Annotated in this window: 20 protein-coding genes; 10 read left to right on the forward strand and 10 right to left on the reverse strand. The window is 72.4% G+C overall.

Translation table 11 applies throughout. The features are described 5' to 3' along the window. Positions 1 to 60 precede the first annotated feature (60 nt). From FLP23_RS02055 to FLP23_RS12170, 9 genes are all read left to right on the forward strand, one after another. Complete coding sequence (locus FLP23_RS02055; protein ID WP_149324339.1) at positions 61 to 363, forward strand: urease subunit gamma; 303 nt, start codon at positions 61 to 63, stop codon at positions 361 to 363. 9 nt (positions 364 to 372) lie between these two features. Next, the gene (gene ureB, locus FLP23_RS02060; protein WP_149324340.1) at positions 373 to 708 is read left to right on the forward strand and encodes an urease subunit beta; all 336 of its coding nucleotides are present in this window, start codon (positions 373 to 375) and stop codon (positions 706 to 708) included. Beyond that, positions 708 to 2,405: an urease subunit alpha gene (locus FLP23_RS02065; RefSeq protein ID WP_210413918.1), complete on the forward strand. Its 1,698-nt coding sequence runs from the start codon at positions 708 to 710 to the stop codon at positions 2,403 to 2,405. The genes ureB and FLP23_RS02065 overlap by 1 nt, the downstream gene beginning before the upstream one ends. Positions 2,406 to 2,413: 8 nt before the next feature. Next, entirely contained in the window at positions 2,414 to 3,094 is a 681-nt protein-coding gene (locus FLP23_RS02070; RefSeq protein ID WP_149324341.1) for an urease accessory protein UreF, read from the forward strand. Next, complete coding sequence (gene ureG / locus FLP23_RS02075; RefSeq protein ID WP_149324342.1) at positions 3,087 to 3,860, forward strand: urease accessory protein UreG; 774 nt, start codon at positions 3,087 to 3,089, stop codon at positions 3,858 to 3,860. The genes FLP23_RS02070 and ureG overlap by 8 nt, the downstream gene beginning before the upstream one ends. After that, positions 3,835 to 4,665, forward strand: coding sequence for an urease accessory protein UreD (locus tag FLP23_RS02080; RefSeq protein WP_149324343.1), 831 nt, complete (start codon positions 3,835 to 3,837; stop codon positions 4,663 to 4,665). Before ureG ends, FLP23_RS02080 begins: the two co-directional genes overlap by 26 nt. After that, complete coding sequence (locus FLP23_RS02085; RefSeq protein ID WP_210413920.1) at positions 4,569 to 5,615, forward strand: zinc-binding metallopeptidase family protein; 1,047 nt, start codon at positions 4,569 to 4,571, stop codon at positions 5,613 to 5,615. The genes FLP23_RS02080 and FLP23_RS02085 overlap by 97 nt, the downstream gene beginning before the upstream one ends. Positions 5,616 to 5,710: 95 nt before the next feature. Beyond that, entirely contained in the window at positions 5,711 to 6,376 is a 666-nt protein-coding gene (locus FLP23_RS02090) for a winged helix-turn-helix domain-containing protein (protein WP_149324345.1), read from the forward strand. A 45-nt stretch (positions 6,377 to 6,421) separates the two neighbouring features. Beyond that, complete coding sequence (locus tag FLP23_RS12170) at positions 6,422 to 8,077, forward strand: hypothetical protein (RefSeq protein WP_168200353.1); 1,656 nt, start codon at positions 6,422 to 6,424, stop codon at positions 8,075 to 8,077. 10 nt (positions 8,078 to 8,087) lie between these two features. Here FLP23_RS12170 and FLP23_RS02100 read toward each other — a convergent pair whose 3' ends face one another. The 7 genes from FLP23_RS02100 to FLP23_RS02130 form a co-directional block, all read right to left on the reverse strand. Further along, entirely contained in the window at positions 8,088 to 9,488 is a 1,401-nt protein-coding gene (locus FLP23_RS02100) for an NtaA/DmoA family FMN-dependent monooxygenase (RefSeq protein WP_149324346.1), read from the reverse strand. A gap of 10 nt (positions 9,489 to 9,498) precedes the next feature. Then, entirely contained in the window at positions 9,499 to 10,677 is a 1,179-nt protein-coding gene (locus FLP23_RS02105; protein ID WP_149324347.1) for an acyl-CoA dehydrogenase family protein, read from the reverse strand. Next, complete coding sequence (locus FLP23_RS02110; RefSeq protein WP_149324348.1) at positions 10,674 to 11,681, reverse strand: aldo/keto reductase; 1,008 nt, start codon at positions 11,679 to 11,681, stop codon at positions 10,674 to 10,676. Before FLP23_RS02110 ends, FLP23_RS02105 begins: the two co-directional genes overlap by 4 nt. Next, positions 11,678 to 12,823, reverse strand: a complete 1,146-nt coding sequence (locus FLP23_RS02115) for an acyl-CoA dehydrogenase family protein (protein WP_149324349.1) — start codon at positions 12,821 to 12,823, stop codon at positions 11,678 to 11,680. The genes FLP23_RS02110 and FLP23_RS02115 overlap by 4 nt, the downstream gene beginning before the upstream one ends. Then, the gene (locus tag FLP23_RS02120; RefSeq protein WP_149324350.1) at positions 12,820 to 13,482 is read right to left on the reverse strand and encodes a methionine ABC transporter permease; all 663 of its coding nucleotides are present in this window, start codon (positions 13,480 to 13,482) and stop codon (positions 12,820 to 12,822) included. Before FLP23_RS02120 ends, FLP23_RS02115 begins: the two co-directional genes overlap by 4 nt. Beyond that, positions 13,475 to 14,524: a methionine ABC transporter ATP-binding protein gene (locus tag FLP23_RS02125; RefSeq protein ID WP_149324351.1), complete on the reverse strand. Its 1,050-nt coding sequence runs from the start codon at positions 14,522 to 14,524 to the stop codon at positions 13,475 to 13,477. Before FLP23_RS02125 ends, FLP23_RS02120 begins: the two co-directional genes overlap by 8 nt. Before the next feature lie 90 nt (positions 14,525 to 14,614). Beyond that, a complete protein-coding gene (locus tag FLP23_RS02130) occupies positions 14,615 to 15,619 on the reverse strand; it encodes a MetQ/NlpA family ABC transporter substrate-binding protein (RefSeq protein ID WP_246140023.1) in 1,005 nt (334 codons plus the stop codon). A 208-nt stretch (positions 15,620 to 15,827) separates the two neighbouring features. On the opposite strand from FLP23_RS02130, the gene FLP23_RS02135 reads away from it, so the two are divergent. Then, complete coding sequence (locus FLP23_RS02135; protein WP_149324353.1) at positions 15,828 to 16,763, forward strand: alpha/beta hydrolase; 936 nt, start codon at positions 15,828 to 15,830, stop codon at positions 16,761 to 16,763. On the opposite strand, the gene FLP23_RS02140 is transcribed toward FLP23_RS02135, so the two are convergent. The 3 genes from FLP23_RS02140 to FLP23_RS02150 are packed head-to-tail and all read right to left on the reverse strand — an operon-like array spanning position 16,760 to position 19,929. Further along, a complete protein-coding gene (locus FLP23_RS02140) occupies positions 16,760 to 18,193 on the reverse strand; it encodes a hypothetical protein (RefSeq protein WP_149324354.1) in 1,434 nt (477 codons plus the stop codon). The two genes, FLP23_RS02135 and FLP23_RS02140, sit on opposite strands and share 4 nt — an antisense overlap. After that, positions 18,183 to 18,899: a TIGR03943 family putative permease subunit gene (locus FLP23_RS02145; protein ID WP_149324355.1), complete on the reverse strand. Its 717-nt coding sequence runs from the start codon at positions 18,897 to 18,899 to the stop codon at positions 18,183 to 18,185. The genes FLP23_RS02140 and FLP23_RS02145 overlap by 11 nt, the downstream gene beginning before the upstream one ends. 28 nt (positions 18,900 to 18,927) lie before the next feature. Next, positions 18,928 to 19,929 carry a permease gene (locus FLP23_RS02150; RefSeq protein ID WP_149324356.1) on the reverse strand — a complete coding sequence of 334 codons (1,002 nt, stop codon included), beginning with the start codon at positions 19,927 to 19,929 and terminating at the stop codon, positions 18,928 to 18,930. Between the last annotated feature and the right edge of the window lies 1 nt (position 19,930).

Consider the following 19,930-nt stretch of genomic DNA (forward strand, 5'->3'; position numbering starts at 1 on the left):
ACCACGCTGGGTTGCGCCCGGCGTCAGGGTTCCGCCACCGCATCGAGGAGGAGTCGCACCGTGCACCTCACCCCGGCCGACACCGAGAAGCTCCTGCTGGCCGTCGCCGGCATGGTCGCGCGCGACCGGCTCAGCCGGGGGATCGCGCTCAACTACCCCGAGGCGGTGGCGCTCATCTCGAACTGGGTGCTCGAGGGGGCCCGCGAGGGTCGCAGCGTTCCGGAGCTCATGAACGCCGGACGCACCGTGCTGCGCCGCGAGCAGGTGCTCGCGGGGGTGCCCGAGATGCTCCACGAGGTGCAGGTCGAGGCCACCTTCCCCGACGGGCGCAAGCTCGTCACCATCCACCACCCCATCGACTGAGGAGCGAGCGTGGCAACCGCATCCGGCACGGGACCCGGCGCGATGCGCGTCCGGGACGGCGACATCGAACTCAACGCCGACCGCGGCGACACCGAGCGCATCCGCCTGGTGTTCGTCAACACCGGCGACCGCCCCATCCAGCTCGGCTCCCACCTGCACCTGCCCGACGCGAACACGGCGCTCGAGTTCGACCGCGCCGCCGCCCACGGCTTCCGACTCGACATCCCCTCCGGCACCTCGCAGCGCTTCGAGCCGGGGGCCTCCCGCGAGCTCGACGCCGTCGCCATCCGCGGCACCCGCGTCGTGCCGGGCATCCAGCTCAAGACGGACGGCGGGGTGCTCTGATGGTGCGGATCACGCGGGCGCGCTACGCCGCCATCTACGGGCCGACCGTCGGCGACCAGCTGCGCCTCGGCGACACCGAGCTCTGGATCGAGGTCGAGGAGGATCGCACCGCGGGCGGGGAGGAGGCGGTCTTCGGCGGCGGCAAGTCGATCCGCGAGTCGATGGCGCAGTCCACGCTCAGCCGGGCGGGCGGCGCGCTCGACACCGTCATCACGAACGCGATCATCCTCGACTGGTGGGGCGTGGTCCGGGCCGACATCGGCATCCGCGACGGACGCATCGTCGGGATCGGCCACGCCGGCAACCCCGAGCTGAGCGACGGCATCGACATGGTCATCGGCCCGTCGACGGACGTCGTCTCGGGCGAGGGGCGCATCGTCACCGCGGGCGCGATCGACTCGCACGTGCACCTGCTCTCGCCGTCGCAGCTGCACGAGGCCCTCGCGACCGGCATCACGACGGTCGTCGGCGGCGGCACTGGGCCGTCCGAAGGGTCGAAGGCCACGACCGTGACGCCGGGCGCCTGGCATCTGAGCAGCATCCTGCGCGCACTCGACACCCTGCCGGTCAACGTTCTGCTGCTCGGGAAGGGCAACACGGTCTCGGCCGAGGCGCTCGCCGAGCAGGCGCTCGCCGGCGCGGGCGGCTACAAGGTGCACGAGGACTGGGGATCGACGCCCGCGGCGATCGACGCCGCCCTCCGCGCCGCCGATGACTGGGGGCTGCAGGTCGCTCTCCATTCGGACTCGCTGAACGAGGCCGGCTACGTCGAGTCGACGATCCGCGCCATCGGCGGCAGATCCATCCACGCCTTCCACGTCGAGGGGGCCGGCGGCGGGCACGCCCCCGACATCCTGACCCTCGCGTCGCTGCCGCACGTGATCCCCGGCTCGACCAACCCGACCCTGCCGCACACCGTCAACACGGTCGCCGAGCATCTCGACATGCTCATGGTCTGCCACCACCTGAACCCCGCGGTGCCCGAGGACCTCGCCTTCGCGGAGTCCCGCATCCGGGCGACCACCATCGCGGCCGAGGACATCCTGCACGACCTGGGTGCCCTGTCGATCACCTCCTCGGATGCGCAGGCGATGGGCCGCATCGGCGAGGTCATCACCCGCACCTGGCAGGTCGCGCACGTCATGAAGCTGCGGCGCGGAGCGCTCGGGGCGAGCCTCCCCGCCGACAACGAGCGGGCCCGCCGCTACGTCGCCAAGTACACGATCAACCCGGCGATCGCCCACGGCGTCGACGCCGAGATCGGCTCCGTCGAGGTGGGCAAGCTCGCCGACCTCGTGCTGTGGGATCCGCGCTTCTTCGGGGTGCGGCCCGAGGTCGTCATGAAGGGGGGCGTGCTCGCCTGGGGGGCGCTCGGCGATCCGAACGCCTCCATCCCCACCCCGCAGCCCGTGCTGCAGCGGCCCGCCTTCGGCGACGCCATCGGGGCGGACACCTCGCTCGCCTTCGTCTCCCCCGCGGCGATCGATGCGGGGCTCGCGGGGGAGCTCGGCCTGCGGCGGCGGCTGCACGCCGTGGCACCGACCCGCGGCATCGGCAAGGCCGACATGCGGTGCAACGCCGCGCTGCCGCGCATCGACATCCGCCCCGACACCTTCGAGATCGCGATCGACGGGGAGCCCGTCGTGCCCGCACCCGCCGAATCGCTGCCCCTCGCGCAGCTGTACCAACTGTTCTGAGGATCGCCATGACCGCCCTCGCAGCCGACCCCGCGACGATCGCGATGCTGCTCGCCGACGCCCGGCTGCCGAGCGGCGGGCACGCCCACTCCTCGGGTCTCGAGCCGGCGCTCCTCGGCGGGATGCCGGCGAGCGAGGCCGCCGCGTTCCTGCGGGCGCGGGCGCGGACCACCACGCTCGTCGACGCCGGCACCGCGGTCGCCGCGCGCCATGCCGCGCTCGTCGGCGCGCCGCTCGCGGCGGTCGAGGACGCCTGGACCGCCCGAACGCCGAGCCGGGCGATGCGCGAGGCCTCCCGCGACCTCGGGCGCGGGCTGCGGCGACTCGCGGAGCGGATCTGGCCGGACTCGGCGGCCATCACGGCGCTCGGCGTCGCGAGCAGCCCGCCGCCGCGACCGCTCGTGCTGGGCGCGATCGCGGCCGAGACCGGCCTCGAGCCCGAGCAGCTCGTGCGCCTCGCCGTCTACGACGACCTCGCGGGCGCGGTCGCCGCGCTCCTCAAGCTCGACCCCCGCGACCCCGCCGACGGCGTCGCGCTCGTGCTCTCCAGCTGCGCCTCGATCGAGGCGCGCATCCCGACCATCAGCGCGGTGCGGCACCCGGAGGACATCCCCTCCCTGAGCGCACCGCAGGCCGAGGCGTGGGCCGAATCGCACGCCACCGCACGAGGGAGGCTCTTCCGTGGCTGACAACACCGCATCCGTCCGCGCGCTCCGCCTGGGGGTGGCCGGCCCCGTCGGCACCGGCAAGTCGTCGCTCATCGCGACCATCTGCCGGGCGCTCGCCGGCGAGCTGCGCCTCGGGGTGATCACCAACGACATCTACACCGACGAGGACGCGCGCTTCCTGCGCTCGGCGGGGGTGCTCGAGCCGGAACGCATCCGCGCGGTCGAGACGGGCGCCTGCCCGCACACCGCCATCCGCGACGACATCACCGCGAACCTGCTCGCGGCCGAAGACCTCGAGCGCGACTTCTCCCCGCTCGACGTCGTGCTCATCGAGTCGGGCGGCGACAACCTGACCGCCACCTTCTCCCCCGCCCTCGTCGACGCGCAGCTGTTCGTGCTCGACGTGGCGGGCGGCGGGGACGTGGCCCGCAAGGGCGGTCCCGGCATCGGGCGGGCCGACCTGCTCGTCGTCAACAAGACCGACCTCGCACCGTATGTCGGCGTCGACGTGCCGGAGATGGTCGCCGACGCCCTGCTGGCCCGCGAGGGACGCCCGGTGCTGGCGCTCTCCCGCAGCGACGCCGACTCGGTGGCCGAGTTGCGGCTGTGGGTGCTCGGGATGCTCGAGGCGCACCGCCGCGGCACGCACGTCCCGCAGGATCCCGGCCCGATGGCCCCGCACTTCCACGCCGACGAGGAGCACCCGGACGGCGGCTACGTGCACAGCCACGCCGAGGACGCCGACACCCACCCGCATCCGCATGCCGGGGCGAGCCACGGGCACTGACGCGACCCGGATCGCCCTCGCCGCGGGCGAGGCGCGCTCCCGGGTCGAGCTCGCTGTCGGGATGCTGGCGCCGCGCATCGTCGAGCGCGGGCCGCGCAGCGCGCTGCTCGCGGTGAGCGCCGCGCAGATGCTGCTGCTCGACGGGGACGAGCTCGTCGTCGAGGTCGAGGTCGGGGCGGGCTGCACCCTCGAGATCGAGGATGTCGGCGGCACGGTCGCCTACCCGGGGGTCTCGTCCTGGCGCGTGGACGCCCAGGTGGGCGCCGGGGGTGCCCTGGTCTGGCGCGGGCTGCCGTTCGTGGCCGCCGCGGGCGCGCGCACCCGGCGCACGACCCGGATCGAGCTCGCCGCGGGTGCGGCTGCGCTGCTGCGCGAGACGCTCGTGCTCGGTCGCCACGGCGAGCGCGGTGGCGCGATCGTGGCGGACACCGAAATCGAGCTCGACGGACGCCCGGCACTCATCGAGCGCCTGGAGGTCGACGCCGCGACCCCCGAGCCGGGCGTGCTGGGTGCCCACCGCGTGCTCGACACGCTCGTCGCGATCGGCTACCGACCGCCGCCGTCCGGGCAGGAGCTCTCCCTCGAGGCGCCGGGTGCGATCGCTCGACGACTCGCCGCCCACAGCCACGCGTCGCCCCTCGACGAGGCATGGAACTCGTGGCGCACCGCCCTCGCCGACAGGGGGGTGCCTAGACTCCGAGCGTGGCCGTGCCCCGATGTCCCCGCTGCGGACGCTTCGTCTTCCTCGACGAGCTCGCCTGCCGGCATTGCGCCGCGGAGCTCGGCTACCACCACCCGAGTCTGAGCTTCCGGGCGGCCGAGCCGGGCGGAGCGCTCGTCGAGGGCGAGCGCTGGTTCCCGTGCCGCAACCGGCCCTGGGGATGCAACTGGCTCGTCGCCGAGGACGCCGGCACCGGCCGCTGCTTCTCGTGCCGTCTCACCCGTCGCGAACCGGACGCGGCCGACACCGTCGCCTGGGAGAAGCTCGCGGATGCCGGGATCGCCAAGCGCCGCCTCATCGTGCAGCTGCTCGAGCTCGGTCTGCCGATCGTGCCCTACGACGAGCGCGAGGGCGGCCTCGGCTTCGACCTGCTCTCGAGCCTCTCCGCGAACGCGCCCGTGATGATCGGCCACGCGAACGGCATCATCACGATCGACCTCGCGGAGACCCTCGACGCCCGTCGCGAGGCGCTGCGGGTGTCGCTCGGCGAGCCGTACCGCACGATGCTCGGCCACTTCCGCCACGAGATCGGCCACTACTACCAGAAGGAGCTGATCGTCGACGAGGCCTCCTGGGAGGCCTGCCGCGCCCTGTTCGGCGACGAGCGGGCGAGCTACCGCGACGCCCTCGACCGGCACTACAGCGTGGGGGCGCCCGCGAACTGGCGAGCCTCGTTCATCTCCGAGTACGCCACGATGCACCCCTGGGAGGACTTCGCGGAGTGCTTCGCGCACTACCTGCACCTCCGCAACACGCTCGCCACCGCGGCGGCGGCCGGGATGGTGCTGCAGGCCGACCGCGCGCCCGGCATCGTCGATCACGACATCGTGCCGGAGACCGACTACCCCCGCGACGAGCTCGAGCGGATGCTCGACGACTGGGGGTGGCTGTCGCTGTTCTTCAACCGCGTCAGCCGGGCCATGGGGCAGCGCGACCTCTACCCCTTCGAACTGCCCGCGCCCGTGCGCGCGAAGCTCGCCTTCATCCACCGCCTCGTCACGCCGTACCGGCGCACGCCGTCCGCCCCGGCCTGAGCCCCGCGGCGTCACAGTCCGTCGCAGATCGTCGCACTCCGTCGCACTGTGTCACGCCGATGGCCCGGGGTCGACGACCCCGGCACACTCGAAGGATGGGTGCGGACTACGTGGCGATCCCCTGGGAGGGGAGCGCGCATCCGCACGCCGCGGGGGTGGCACCGCTCGCCGCCCCGACCGGGCTCGCGCTGCGCGGCTTCGGCATCTACGTGGGACTCGACGAGGCGACCGCCGGTGCCGCCGGCGTCGACATCGGCGAGCTCGTCGACGACGTGCAGCGCGCCCTCACCGGCATCCCGGGGGCCGAGACCTTCGCCTCCGTCGTGCTCGCACCCGAGGGTGCGCAGGTGGCGGCGCTCGAGGCGGTGCGCACGGCACTCGGCGAGCCCTCCGTGCACCGCGGATCCGCGCTGGCGGCGCGCCGCTCGGAGGGGGTCGTCGTCGATCTCGCCCGGCACCGGGTGAGCGTCGACGGCGAACCCGTGCACCTCACCTACCGCGAGCAGGCGCTGCTCACCCACCTCGTGCGGCACCAGGGCGTCATCCACGAGCGTCGTGCGCTGCTCGCCGCGCTCGCCGGCGGCGACGAGCCCGACGAGATCAGCGAGCGCACGATCGACGTCTACCTGCAACGACTGCGCCGCCGCCTGGCGCCGTACGGCGACGTCATCCGCACCATCCGCGGTCGCGGGTACCGGCTCGACCCGCACCCGGACGTCGCCGTCATCGGGGCTGCACCCGGTGCGCCCGCCGCACCCTGAGCGATAGCATTCCTCCACCGCCGCCCAGCCCTGGAGGGACCCGCGATGACGCCCCGCCCCGCCACCCCGGCCGCACGCATCGTCGCGAGCCTCCTCGCGCTGTCGACGGCAGCAGCCCTGCTCACCGCGTGCTTCCCCTCGGGGCGCACGCCGTCGCCCGTCCCCAGCGGACTCGCCTGGACCCTCGAGCAGTCCACGCCGACCGACGTCCGCACGGAGACCGACGCGGATCGTGCGGTCAGCGCGGTCGTCCCCATCGAGGGCGGAACGCTGGCCGCGACCGGCGCCGATGGCACCAGCTACACGCTCACGATCCCGCCGGACGCTCTCCGGGCCGCGACGGAGGTCACCCTCATCCCCGTGACGTCGACGACCGGCCTCCCCTTCGGGGAGACCGCGAGCTACGGGGTGCAGATCGAGCCCGACGGAACGCAGCTCGACGCCTACGCCACGATCGACATCGTCCCCGTCACGCCGATCCCCGGCGACCAGCAGCTGCTCTACCAGTACCGCGGCTCCGGCGACGACCTCGCGTTCGCCCTCCCGACTCTCGGCGCGACCGGGATCTCGATCTCGACCGACCACTTCAGCGGGTACGGCACCGCAGCCACGGCGCCCAACAAGGTGCAGGAGGAGTACCGGCTCGGCGGGGATGCGGCGCGGTCCGTCGAGAGCGAACTGGACCGGCGCATCCAGCTGCAGACCGCGCCGCGCGCCGACGGCAGCCGCGGCCCGATCGACCTGGACGCGCTGCAGCCGTTCCTCGACCTCTTCCGCGACTACGTGCTCGAGCCGCGCATCGCGCACGCCGCCGACAGCTGCGCCGCGGGCCTGGTCGCGGCGGACACCTACGCCCGCTTCCAGCGGAAGCTGGCGCTGATCGGCGCCGAACCGGACCAGGACGGCCGCCTGATCGGGATCGTGACGACGGTCGCGAAGACGTGCATCGACCAGGAGTACACCTACTGCAAGGACGAGCACCTCACCTACCGCATCCTGCCGCTGTACATCGCCATGGTCCGGCAGCTCGGAGTGGCCGGCGCGAGCGATCCGGCCGTCGAGGAGGAGCTGCGGGCGAAGGTGATCGGCTGCCTGAGCTTCCGACTCGACTTCGAGTCGGAAGCCGTGCTGGAGGGCGACGCCGGATGGACGACGGCCGTCGAGGCGAGCGTAGAGTTCGCCGTCGACCTCGACGCGACCGACGCCACGACCGGCAAGTGGAAACCGCAGTTCCGCCCCGCGTCGGCGACGCTCACCAACACCTCGGCGACCGCCGAACAGGCGGGTTGGTACGAATGCACCGCGACCGCGACCCCCACCGACGGCGAGTTCTTCTTCCTCGGGATGGATCTGCTCGCCAGCGGCTTCGACGCGGTGGCGGTCGAGAGCGGTCAGCAGCGCACCGGGAGGCTCGACGACGTGAAGCTGCGGTTCAACACCACGCTCGCCGGCGGCGACTGGCAGGTCACCTGCCCCGACTCCCCCATCCAGCCACCGCCGGTCCCGGGCATCTGGTACGTCACCTTCCTGGGGGCGCACCCGGACGAGCTCCTCGCCACCGCGACCGAGGCCGGGGTCGAGTTCACGAACTGGGACATCGGCTCGCCGGGCAGCGCCGAGATCGCGACCCGGACCTGGAACGCCGCCGGCGACCGCGTGCACGAGGACGGCACCTTCACCCTCGTGCACACGCCGAAGTAGCAGGCGCCGCTCAGGCGAAGCGCAGGCGCTCCAGGGGCACGTCCAGGTGGGCGCCGCCGCGATAGCGGGTGGCGACGTGCGGCTCCTCGAGCCGCGGACCGCGCCCGAACAACCGCTCGCGCAGGGTCACCGGATGCTCCCCGCGCTCGGCGATGCGGCCGCGCGCGCGCAGCTGGGGCACCACGAGCTCCGCGAAGTCGCGGGCCGTGTCGAAGGAGTGGTACTGGCGCAGGTTGATGCCGTCGACGCCGTCCTCGTCGAGCCAGCGCTCGATCTCGTCGGCAACCACCTTCGGGGTGCCTGCGACGAAGAAACGCCCCTCGCGCTGGGCGCGCAGCCCGTCGAGCGCCGCCCCGACCGTCGTGTCGGGGCTGAGGAACGGCACGGCCGAACGGTCGAGCCCCGCGGCATCCAGTGCCGCCCCGATGGTGAGCTCGCGCGGCAGCTTCGGCAGGTCGAGGGGGAACCCGGAGTGCGCGAGGATGCCCTCGACGCTCAAGTTCCGCTGATAGCTGCGCCACTTGTCGGCCGCCTCCTCCTCGGTGCGGCCCACGATGATCCCGGCCTGGATGACGAACCGCAGCCCGTCGCGGCGACGGCCGTGGCGCTCGGCGGCGTCGCGCACGGCATCCGCGTTGCGGCGGAAGTCCTCGGCGGTCTTGCCACCCGTGAACACGAGCTCCGCGTGGCGGCCGGCGAACTCGATGCCCGCGGGCGACCCGGTGGCCTGGTAGAGCACCGGCGTGCGCTGCGGCGAGGGCTCGCTGAGGTGCGGGCCGGCGACGCGGAAGTTCTCGCCCACGTGGTCGATGTAGCGCACCTTCGCGGGGTCGGTGTAGACCCGGTTCTCGCGGTCGATGAGCACCGCGTCGTCGTCCCAGGATCCCTCCCAGAGCTTGTAGACCACGTCGAGGAACTCGTCGGCGATCTCGTAGCGACGGTCGTGCGGGATCTCGTCCTCGAGCCCGAAGTTGCGGGCCGCGTTGGGCAGGTACGAGGTGACGATGTTCCAGCCGACCCGCCCACGGGTCAGGTGGTCGAGGGTCGACATGCGCCGCGCGAAGGAGAACGGCGGCTCGTAGCTCGTGGAGAAGGTGACCCCGAAGCCGAGATGCTTCGTGACCGCCGCCATCGCCGGGATCACCAGCAGCGGGTCGTTCGAGGGGATCTGCAGCCCCTCGCGGATGGCCGTCGCGGGGCCGCCGCGGAAGGTGTCGTAGGCGCCCACGACGTCGGCGAGGAACACCCCGTCGAAGCTGCCGTCCTCGAGGATCCCGGCCAGCTCGGTCCAGTACTCGATGTCGTTGAAGCGATGCCGGTTGTTGCCCGGCAGCGGCCACAGGCCGTGACTGATGTGGCTCACCGTGTTCATCTCGAACAGGTTGAGGATGAGCTTCTTCGGCTCGGTCATGCTGCTCCGTTCAGGCTTCGCCGTTGGTCCACCACGACACCACGGGGGTGTCGTTGACGAGGTGGTCGCCGACGATGCGCGCCTTGTAGCGCGCGGGGTTGTGGGATGCCACCGTGCGGGCGTTGCGCCAGTGGCGGTCGAGGGCGAGCCCGGTGGAGACGGCGCTCGCGCCGCCCACCTCGAACAGCTCGGTGGCGGCCCGCAGCACGTTCGGGATGATGACGAGCTGGGCGCGCGTGGTGGCGAGGTCCGCGGTCGCGATCCGGGCGCGCAGCGCCTCCTCCGGCTCCCCCGCGCGACTCGCGTCGCTCGCCGCCTGCAGTGCCGCGACGGCGAGGGCCAGGGCGCCGTCGGCGGCGAAGGAGGCCGCCGAGAGCTCGCCGACGGTCTCCTGCACGATGGGGTCCTCGCGCACCGTCGCCGCGCTCGCGTGCGAGTAGGAGCGGGTGCGGGCGCGCACGAAGCGCACGGCGTCGTCGACGACCGCGCGCCCGATCCCGGTGAGGGTGGCGAGCAGCACGAGCTGCACGAAGGCGCCGCCGTGCGAGGGGCGGTCCTCCCGCTCGAGCACGTCCTCGGCGCTCACCCGCACGCCCTCGAACACGGTCGTGCCGGAGCCCGTCATCCGCTGGCCGAAGCCGTCCCAGTCGTCGAGGCGCTCCACGCCCGCGGCGTCGGTGCGCACGAGCACGCTCACGAACTCGCCGTCGCGGTCGGCGAGCACCGACACGAGATCGGCGAACAGCGTGCCGGTGCTGTAGAACTTGCGACCGTCGAGCCTCAGCCCCTCGGCATCCGTCACGAGGCGGGTGTCGTAGCTTCCGACCTTCGCCGGGCCCTTCTCGAAGGTGGCGTTGCCGTGGATCGCGCCGTCGGCGAGCAGGGCGAGCCGCCGTGTGCGGGTGGGCGAGTCGGGGGCGTGCAGCGTGCGATCGATGAAGGAGAAGTGCGAGCGGAACAGCTGGGCCACGTTGGGGTCGCGGCGGGCGAGCTCGGCGAGCAGCTCGAAGAGCTCCGCGGGGCCGGCGCCGTCACCCCCGAACTCGACCGGCAGGGTCACCCGCGTGAAGCCGGCCTCGCGCAGGAGCTCCACCTCGGCGTACGGCAGCCGGCGTTCGCGCTCGCGCGTGACCGCATCCGCGCCCACCTCGTCGAAGACGGAGGCGAAGCGCGCGACGAGCTCGCTCATGCGTTCCCCGCGGCGTCCGCCGCCTCGGCGCGTTCGCGGCCCTGCGAGATGTCTGCCACGAAGCGGGCGCGGTCGCCCGTCACGAGCGCACCGAGCGGTTCGAGCGCGGCGAGCGCCTCGGCGCTGAGCCGGATGCCCGCCGCCGCGAGGTTCTCGTCGATCCGCTCCGCGCGGCGCGTGCTCGGGATCGGCACCACGCCCACCCCCAGCGCGCGGCCCCGCTCGGCGAGCCAGGCGAGGGCGAGCTGCGCGGGGGTGACCCCCTCGGCCTCCGCCACGCGGCGCACGGTCTCCCCGATCGGCGCATTGGCGGCGAGCCGCTCCTCCTGGAAGCGCGGGAAGTTGCGGCGCAGGTCGCCCTCCGGCAGCTCGGTGACCGGCGAGGCGAGGAAGCCGCGGCCGAGCGGCGAGTAGGCGACGAAGCCCACGCCGAGGCGCGCCGCGGTGGGGATCACCTGCGCCTCGACATCCCGGCTCCAGATCGACCACTCGCTCTGCACCGCCGTGATGGGGTGCACGGCGTTCGCGCGCTCGAGCTCGCTCGCGGTCACCTCGGAGAGCCCGATGTGCCCGATCACGCCCTCGCGCACGAGCTCTGCGAGTGCGCCGACGGTCTCCTCGATCGGCACCCGCGGATCGACCCGGTGGTAGTAGTACAGGTCGATCCGGTCGACGCCGAGTCGCCGCAGGCTCGCCTGCACCGCCTGGCGGGGGTAGGCCGCATCGCCGCGCGCCCGGAAGCCGTCGGCATCCGGGGTACGCAGGATGCCGAACTTGGTGGCGAGCACCACCTCGTCGCGTCGATCCTTCAGCAGCCGCCCGACGAGCTCCTCGTTGCTGCCGCCGCCGTAGACGTCGGCCGTGTCGATGAGCCGGATGCCGGCGTCCACGGCGTGATGCAGGGTCGCGAGCGACGCCTCCGTGTCGGCGGGGCCGTAGACCTCGGCGAGCGCCATGCCGCCGAAGCCCTGCTCGCCGACGTCGAGTCCGCGGAACGAGGTCATGCGCCGGGGGCCTTCCACTCGGGCAGCGTGCCGTTCAGCTCGTATTGGCCGACGGCGCGCGTGCGCTGGATCACGGGATTGTGCGAGGCGATCGTCCGCACGTTGCGCCAGTGCCGGTCGAGTGCGAAGCCCGTGCCGACCGCCGACGCACCACCCACCTCGAACAGGCGCGTGGTCGCCTCCAGCACGATACGCGGAACCTGCTCCTGCAGGCGGAACACCTCGAGCTGGATCGCCTGCAGCTCGTCGGCGCCGGCGCCGCGATCCGCTGCCGCGCCGAGCTCGGCGGCGAGCGAGAGCACGAGGCGTCGGGCGGTGCTGGCGGCGACGCTCAGTTCGCCCACGACGAGCTGCACGAGCGGATCCTCGCGCGGCAGGGTCTCGCCCGCGAAGCCGAAGGTGCGCCGGCGGGGGCGCACGAACGCGACCGTGTCGTCGAGGGCGCGCTGGGCGATGCCCGCGATGACGGCGAGCAGGCTCAGTTGGAACACCGAGCCCAGCAGGTGCCAGCGGGAGGCGTCCGTCGTCGGCTCCGCGATGTCGCCCGGCTCGACCGGCACGCGCTCGAAGCTCGTCGTGCCGCTGCCGGTGAGGGGCTGGCCGAAGCCGTCCCAGTCGTCGACCGACTGCACCCCCGGGTGGTGCGCCGTGACCGTCACGGCGACCCGCTCGTCGCCGTCGAGGGCGGCCAGGTGGATCCAGTCCGCGTAGATGCTGCCCGTCGTGTAGTACTTGGTGCCGGTCAGCAGCACGGCGTCGCCCTCCCGGGCGATGCGCGTCTCGAGTCGGGCGGTGTCCTGCCGCTCCGACTGCGCGTTGCCCACGAAGTCGCCCGCGAGGAGGCGCTCGTACCAGTGCTGCGGGGCGTCCGCGCCCTGCGCCCGCAACGACTCCACGAAGGCGATGTGCCCGCGCTGGATGTGGCCGAGGCTCGCGTCGGCCGCCGACAGCCGGATGAGGTGGGCGAACAGCTGCTCGAGCGGGATCGGGTGGCCGCCGCGCTCGGCCGGCACGCGCAGCGCCCCGAAGCCGAGCTCCCGCAGCTCGGCGAGCTCGGTGTGGAGCAGGACCCGCTCGCGTTCGCGACGCGGGGCATCCGGCGCGATCCGGCTGAGGAACGCGCCGAAGTCGTCGAGATTCAATGCATGACCCTTCGTGCGACGGCATTGCCGACCGCTTGCAGTGCTTGGACGAGGATGACGAGGGTGATGACCACGATCACGATGACGGTGTAGTCGAACCGGGCCCAGCCGTAGTTCATGGCGAGGTAGCCGAGGCCGCCGCCGCCGAGAGTGCCCGCGACCGCCGTCGCATCCACGAGCGCGACGAGGATGTAGGTGAGGCCGAGCACGAGCGGTCCGAGCGACTCGGGGACCACGATCGTGAAGAGCACCCGCACGGGGCTCGCCCCCATCGAGGTGCCCGCCTCGACGGCGCCGGGGTCGACGGCCACGAGGTTCGACTCGATGACGCGCGCGATCGCCACGCTCGCCACGATCGTGAGCGGCAGCGTCTGCGGCAGCGGGCCGAGACCCGTTCCGAACACGATGCGGGTGAGCCCCACCACGGCGATCGCGACGATGAGGAACGGCACCGGGCGGATGAGGTTGATGATGAAGTTGATGACCGCGTACACGTAGCGGTTCTCGAGGATGTTGCCGGGGCGCGAGGCGTAGAGCCAGAGCGCGAGCAGCACCCCCAGGATGGCGGCGGCCACGAACGACACGCTCGCCATGAGCAGGGTCTCGCCGATCGCCTTCCAGAAGCGCGGCAGGAACTCCTCCAGGTCGAACTCACGCATGGATAACCTCCCGCGCGGGCGCGCTCAGCTCGTGCACCGCGGTGACCTCACGGAGGTCGCCGATCGCGGCATCCACCGCGCGATCCTCGCCGAGGAGCTCCACGGTGAGGTTGCCGAACAGGCGCGACTCGAGCTCGCTCACCCCGCCGTAGACGACGTTGAAGTCGATCCCGCGCGTCCGCGCGACGCGCGAGAGGAACGGGTCGTTCGACTCGCGGTTCTCCACGTGGATCTGCACGAGCCGGCCGCGATGCACCTCGCGGATCGACGCGAGGGCCTCCTCGGAGGGGATGTGGTGCAGCACCGAGGAGACGAAGCGGCGCGAGGTGGGGTTCTGCGGGTTGGAGAAGATGTCGTAGACGGAGCCGTGCTCGACCACGCGGCCGCTGTCCATCACGGCGACCTTGTTGGCGATCGTGCGGATCACGTCGATCTCGTGGGTGACGAGCAGGATCGTGACGCCGTACTCGGCGTTCACGCGCTGCAGCAGCTCGAGCACCTCGCCCGTGGTCTGCGGGTCGAGCGCGCTCGTCGACTCGTCGGAGATGAGGATCTCGGGGCGCGTCGCGAGGGCCCGCGCGATGCCGACGCGCTGCTTCTGCCCGCCGGAGAGCTGGGACGGGTAGGAGAGGGCCTTGTCGGTGAGCCCGACGAACTCGAGCAGCTCCTCCACCCGGTCGAGGATCTCGCCCTTGCCGACGCCCGCGAGCGCGAGCGGGTAGGCGATGTTCTTGTAGACGGTGCGCGAGGACAGCAGGTTGAACTGCTGGAAGATCATGCCGGTGCGCTGCCGCGCCTCCCACAGCGGTTTGCCGCTCAGCGAGGAGATCTCGCGGCCGTCGACGACGACGCGGCCGCTCGTGGGTCGCTCGAGTGCGTTGACGGTGCGCAGCAGCGTCGACTTGCCGGCTCCCGAGTAGCCGACGATCCCGAAGATGTCTCCGCGGTCGACGGTCAGGTTGACGTCGGTGAGCGCCTCGAAGCGCCGGCCGCCCACCTCGAAGACCTTCGAGACGTTCTCGAAGGAGATCGCTGTGCTCACTGTTCCTCCTCACGGCGATGCGGGGCCGCCCGGATCGTGTCCGGCGCGGCCCCGCTCGCGGGGTCCACGGTCGCGGGGCGACCGCGACTGCTAGTTCTGCGCGGCGGCCTTCTGCAGCTCGGCGAGCTTGTCGCGGAGCTTCTCGACGGGCACCTTCACGAGGACGGTGTTGCCGAAGTTCTCGGCGTCGAGGGCCTCCTTGACGCGCGGGTCGGCGTACGCCTCCTCGAGGATCTTCCAGGCCGGGTTGTCCGCGTTCGCGGCGGTCGTGGCGACCACGTTCACGTAGGGCAGGTTCTGCTCGGCGAGCGAGTCGTCGAGGAACAGCGCGTCGTCCTTGGTGACGTTCTGGGCCGGGTCGAAGTACGAGGTGCCGACCACGACTGCCGAGAGGCTCGGGTCGTCGAACTGGGTCGGGATGGCGCGGGCGCCGAGCGCGACGAACTCGAGGTGCTTCGGGTTGTCGGTGACGTCCTCGACGGTCGGGAAGTCTCCCGCGTCGTCGGCGATCTCGATCAGGCCGGCGGCCTCGAGGATGAACAGGGCGCGTCCGCCGTTCGACGGGTCGTCCGGGATCGCGATGCGGCCGCCGTCCGGGATGTCCGCGACATCCTTCAGGGTCTTCGAGAAGATGCCCCACTGGGTGATGACGGTCGAGAAGACCGGGGTCAGGTCGGCGTTGTTCTCGGCGTTGAACGCGCTCAGGTACAGGATGTGCTGGAAGGCGTTGCCGTCCACGTTGCCCGCGACGAGCTCAGTGTTGGGAAGCACCCAGTCGTCCACGTTGACCCACTCGACGTCGAGGCCCTTCTCGGCCGCGACCTCCTTGAGGGCGTCCTGGAACTGGCTGTCCTCGGCCACGGCGAGCTTGAGGCTCAGGCGCGCGGCGGGGGCGCCGTCGGCACCGGTGCGGGCATCCGCGTCGTCGGCCGGCTTGCCGCCGAGCGAGGTCGCGAGGAAGATGCCGCCCGCGACGAGCGCCGCGACGACGACGGCCGCGACGGTGATGAGGATGTTGCGCTTCTTCTTGCTGCTGGCCTCGACTGCCGAGCGCAGTTCGCTCGGGGCGTCGGGCTTCGACTTCAGGTCGGTCACGGTGGTTCCCTTCGTGGATGTGGTGGTGCTCCCTGGTGCGGGAGTGGCCAGTACACGTCGGATCGCCGCGGCAGGCAAACCCGCGCGTAACCTGCCGACCGGGCGCGTCATCCTCGGTCGCGCGGCGTCATATGGCGTCCCACGACGTCATCGAACGCCACGGGTCAACACTGTTGACGGCACGGCGATGAGGCAGCAGAGTTGCTCCATGGACCTCGCCCTGGTCGACGTCGACCTGCGGAGCACGACCGCGAAACTGCCCGTTCCGGATGTCTCACGGGCAGCCGTGCGCCGCCTCGCGCGGGCCGCGACCGCGGTCATGCCGGTGACGCGGGCGGCAGGCGTGCGGGTCGAGACCCTGCGATCCAGGACGGCGCGGGTGCGCATCTACCGCCCCGTCCGGCAGCGCACGGACGCGGTGCTGCTCTGGGTGCACGGAGGCGGCTTCGTGATCGGCTCACCCCGCCAGGACGAACGCCACTGCAGCGAGACCGCCGCGGAGCTCGGCATGGTCGTCGTCTCGGCGCACTACCGCCTCGCGCCCGAGCATCCCTTCCCCGCCGGACTCGACGACGTGACGGCCGCGTGGCAGTGGCTGCAGGCGGAGGCCGCGACGCTCGGAGTGGACCCGGCGCGCGTGATCGTGGGCGGCGAGAGCGCGGGCGGCGGGCTGGCCGCGTGCGCCGTGCAGCGACTGCGCGACCAGTCGCCCGTGCAGCCGATCGGGCAGTGGCTGTTCTGCCCGATGCTCGACGACCGCACCGCTGCCGACCGCGCACTCGACGCGGTGGAGCACCCCGTGTGGAACAACACGTCCAACCGGGTCGGCTGGACGGCCTACCTCGGCCAGGCGCCTGGCGCGGCCGCGCTGCCGAGCTACGCCGTGGCCGCGCGCCGCGACGACCTCACGGGGCTGCCCCCGAGCTGGCTGAGCGTCGGCGACATCGAGCTGTTCTCGGCGGAGGTGCGCGACTACGCGCGGCGGCTGGAGGCGTCCGGGGTGCCGGTCGTGCTCGACCTCGTGGCCGGCGGCCCGCACGGCTTCGAGAACTGGGCCGCCGACACGGCGCCGGCGCGAATGCTGCTCGCCCGCGCCCGCGGCTGGCTCGCGGAGCTCGTCGGCGCCGAGCGTCGCGCGGGCTAACGGCACCAGTCGGGCAGGAAGCCGCGCACGCCACGGTCGGAGCTGCCATCCGCGATCCGAACGAAGCGGATCGAGGTGGCGCTGAAGCCGTACTCGATCGGGTAGTTGTCGGGGCGCCCCTCGCCCGACACCACCTCGACCGCGAGGTACTCGCCGTTGGGCGAGAGGCAGAAGTCGCGCACCCAGCTGCCGGGCGAGGAGGTGCGGAACAGCTCGCGCTCGCCATCCGCGTCACTCAGGACGAGCGAGGAGCTGCGCTCCTCGCTCGGTGCACCGGGCTCGAGCCGCGTGAAGAGCTGGACGTCAGTGCGCTCGTCGAGCGGCACGCGCTTTCCGGGGTAGCGGTCGCTCTGCGGCTTCGGCTCGGGCAGCTCGAGGGGCGTGGTGCTCCCGTCGGCGAGGTCGATGACCGAGGAACCCGTCGGGTCGACGACGACCAGTTGCGTGGTCCCCGGCACGAAGCCCTGCATGCCGACGTGCTGCCCGAGCGGCGTGGGGTCGCCGCCACCCAGCGGGTCGATCAGGTAGAGCTGCTGGTCGAGCCCCTGCGCGACGATCGAGGTGGTGCCGGGCACGAAGGTCCACGACATGACCTCGAGCGGTGCTCCGCCGAACCCGGTCACGGGCGCGGGAACCCCCGTCGCGTCGGTCAGGTCGTAGAGGAACAGCGTGTTGCGGGGGCCGTCGGGCGCGCCGTACCCGGCGTCGAGGATGTAGCCGAACAGGTCGCCGGTGCCCGCTGCGTGCAACTCGCGGACCGTCGCCGCGCCCCCGACGTCGATCGGCACCCGCACGCCCTCAGCCGGGGAGATGACCGTCAGCGCGGGGACGTCGCGCTCGTCGAGCGTGATCACGGCGAGCAGCTCGCGCAGGGCGACGTAGTCCTGGATGCGCGGCGCCTCGAACACGGTCCCGCCCGACCCCGCATCGGCGAGGCCGCTGCGCAGGATCCGGTCCGGCTCCCCCGGCGCGTCCGGATCGTGTCGCAGCAGCGAGTACACCTCGACGTCGGGCGTCGTGAAAGAGAACTCGAGGGCGGCCCCCGTGCCGGTCGCCGCGCCGCGAACCTCGAGCCGGATCGTGTAGCGGGTGGCGTAGTCGAGCATCCGGCCGAAACGGATCGTCGCCGTGCCCTGGTCGACGCTCACGGTCGCGTCGGTCGCGGGCGAGATGGTCAGCGCGGCCGCGGAGAGCTCGGCGAGCGGCTGGTCGGCGTGCAGCACCACGCGCTGACCCGCGCGGGTCACGAGCGCCTGCGGGTTGAGCTCGGTCGAGCTGAGGCGCGGACCCTGCGCGGCGTTGACCGCGCCGAGGCCGCCCGCGACGAGGGCGAGCGCGACGATCACCCCGAGGCTGAGGCGCCGGAAGCCCGCCCGCTGCCGCTCGAGCCGGGCGTCGCCAGCGGCGCCGCCCGCGCGGTCAGTAGACATACGGCTGCTCCGGCTGGTCGGTCGCGACCACCTCGGCGGGCGACAGCACGATCGGCTGCATGCTGCTCGTGCTGGGGTTGTCGATGAACGCGCCCGTGACGCTCACCCAGCTGTCGGTCGCGTACTCCCCCTGCCAGCCGGGAAGGTAGACGGGCACCCCTACCGGCTGGGCGTCCACCGCGCAGCAGGTGATGACGAAGCGCGTGACGTAGAAGACGTTGTCGGGGTCGTCGGCATCCGGGGTGACGAAACCCACGAGCGTCGGGGTCTTGCCCGCGAGGTAGTCGTCGCCGACACCCTGGCGCAGCAGCCCCGCCCAGTCCTTCACCGTTAAGGCGCTGTCGTCGCCGCCGACGAGCTGCACGTTCGTGCTCGCGGTCGAGCCGTTGAGGTCGCGCTGCTCGACCGTCGAGCTCGTGAGGGTCGCGGGCGGCAGCACGAGCAGGGCGACCGCCGTCAGGGCGATGAGCACGGCGCTCGCGGCCACCTGCCACCCGGCCGCCCGGGTCGGCCCGTGCTCGTGGCCGTCGTAGCCGTCGTCGTCGCTCGCCGCCGTCGGCAGGAGGGCGAACGCCGCGAGCACCACGACCGCGGCGATCCCCGCCATGATCACCGTGAAGACGAAGTAGCGGGGATGGATGTAGAGGCCCAGTCGGCCGGTGAGGGCCAGCCCCGCGATCGCGACGATGCCGACGAGGCTCAGCATCAGACCCCGCCAGTGGGTGAGGAAGCGCCTAGCCGACAAGGTTCACCCCGAATCCGAGGATCAGGCAGGCGAGCCCCACGATCGCGGTCAGCCGCACGAGCGTCGCCGTCGTGAAGGTCGTGCGCAACAGGGCGAGCATCTTGACGTCCACCATCGCCCCGAAGGTGAGGAAGGCGACGATGCCGCCCGGCATGAACGTCGAGCCGAACGACAGGATGAAGAAGGCGTCGACGTTCGAGCAGATCGCGATCACGAAGGCGAGCGCCATGAGCGCGAGCACCGACCAGATCGGGTTCGAGCCGAGCGCCAGCAGCACATCCCGCGGAACCCCCACCTGGATGGCACCCGCGATGGCCGAGCCGATCACGAGGGCGGGCAGCATGGTGCTCGTCTCCTCGGCGAACCCGGTCACACTGCGGCGCAGGCGCCGGCCCTGCAGGGGGTGGTCGTGGTGCGCCCGGCAGCTCGCCTCGAAGCGGGGGGTGAGCAGCTCGTGCTGTCGCGGGTGCCTGCTGAACAGCCAGCCGACCAGGTTGGCGATGAGGAAGCCGCCCACGACCCGGCCGACGAGGATGCCGTGATCCCATCCGAAGGCCTGCAACGTCGTCACGATCGTCACCGGGTTCAGGATCGGTGCCGCCAGCAGGAAGGTCAGCGACTCCGACACGGTGAGTCCGCGGATGATGAGCGCGCGGGCGAGCGGCACGTTGCCGCACTCGCACACCGGCAGCAGCACCCCCAGCAGCGACATCGCGGCCCGGCGCAGCACGGGGCGCCGCGGGAGCAGGCGGTCGAACAGGCTCGCCGGCACCCAGACCTGCACGAGGATCGACAGCAGCACCCCGAGGAAGACGAACGGCAGCGACTCCACGAGCACGCTGATCGACAGGGTGAAGAAGTCGCGCACGGCGTTCGGCAGGCCGCCGCCCACGGCATCCGGGGTCAGCAGGTGCACGGCCACGAGGGCGAGCAGGATCAGCACCCCGGCGACGACGCCCGCGGAGGTGCGTCGTGCTGCCCGGGTCTGCATG

This window comes from Protaetiibacter larvae, from assembly GCF_008365275.1.
Lineage (GTDB): Bacteria > Actinomycetota > Actinomycetes > Actinomycetales > Microbacteriaceae > Homoserinibacter > Homoserinibacter larvae.

What these genes read in the sequence shown, in the direction of transcription:
- FLP23_RS02065 (WP_210413918.1), top strand. Translation starts at nt 708, where the DNA reads ATGGTGCGGATCACGCGGGCGCGCTACGCCGCCATCTACGGGCCGACC.
- FLP23_RS02070 (WP_149324341.1), top strand. Translation starts at nt 2,414, where the DNA reads ATGACCGCCCTCGCAGCCGACCCCGCGACGATCGCGATGCTGCTCGCC.
- FLP23_RS02080 (WP_149324343.1), top strand. Translation starts at nt 3,835, where the DNA reads ATGCCGGGGCGAGCCACGGGCACTGACGCGACCCGGATCGCCCTCGCC.
- FLP23_RS02090 (WP_149324345.1), top strand. Translation starts at nt 5,711, where the DNA reads ATGGGTGCGGACTACGTGGCGATCCCCTGGGAGGGGAGCGCGCATCCG.
- FLP23_RS12170 (WP_168200353.1), top strand. Translation starts at nt 6,422, where the DNA reads ATGACGCCCCGCCCCGCCACCCCGGCCGCACGCATCGTCGCGAGCCTC.
- FLP23_RS02100 (WP_149324346.1), bottom strand. Translation starts at nt 9,488, where the DNA reads ATGACCGAGCCGAAGAAGCTCATCCTCAACCTGTTCGAGATGAACACG.
- FLP23_RS02105 (WP_149324347.1), bottom strand. Translation starts at nt 10,677, where the DNA reads ATGAGCGAGCTCGTCGCGCGCTTCGCCTCCGTCTTCGACGAGGTGGGC.
- FLP23_RS02110 (WP_149324348.1), bottom strand. Translation starts at nt 11,681, where the DNA reads ATGACCTCGTTCCGCGGACTCGACGTCGGCGAGCAGGGCTTCGGCGGC.
- FLP23_RS02120 (WP_149324350.1), bottom strand. Translation starts at nt 13,482, where the DNA reads ATGCGTGAGTTCGACCTGGAGGAGTTCCTGCCGCGCTTCTGGAAGGCG.
- FLP23_RS02135 (WP_149324353.1), top strand. Translation starts at nt 15,828, where the DNA reads ATGGACCTCGCCCTGGTCGACGTCGACCTGCGGAGCACGACCGCGAAA.
- FLP23_RS02140 (WP_149324354.1), bottom strand. Translation starts at nt 18,193, where the DNA reads ATGTCTACTGACCGCGCGGGCGGCGCCGCTGGCGACGCCCGGCTCGAG.
- FLP23_RS02145 (WP_149324355.1), bottom strand. Translation starts at nt 18,899, where the DNA reads ATGCTGAGCCTCGTCGGCATCGTCGCGATCGCGGGGCTGGCCCTCACC.
- FLP23_RS02150 (WP_149324356.1), bottom strand. Translation starts at nt 19,929, where the DNA reads ATGCAGACCCGGGCAGCACGACGCACCTCCGCGGGCGTCGTCGCCGGG.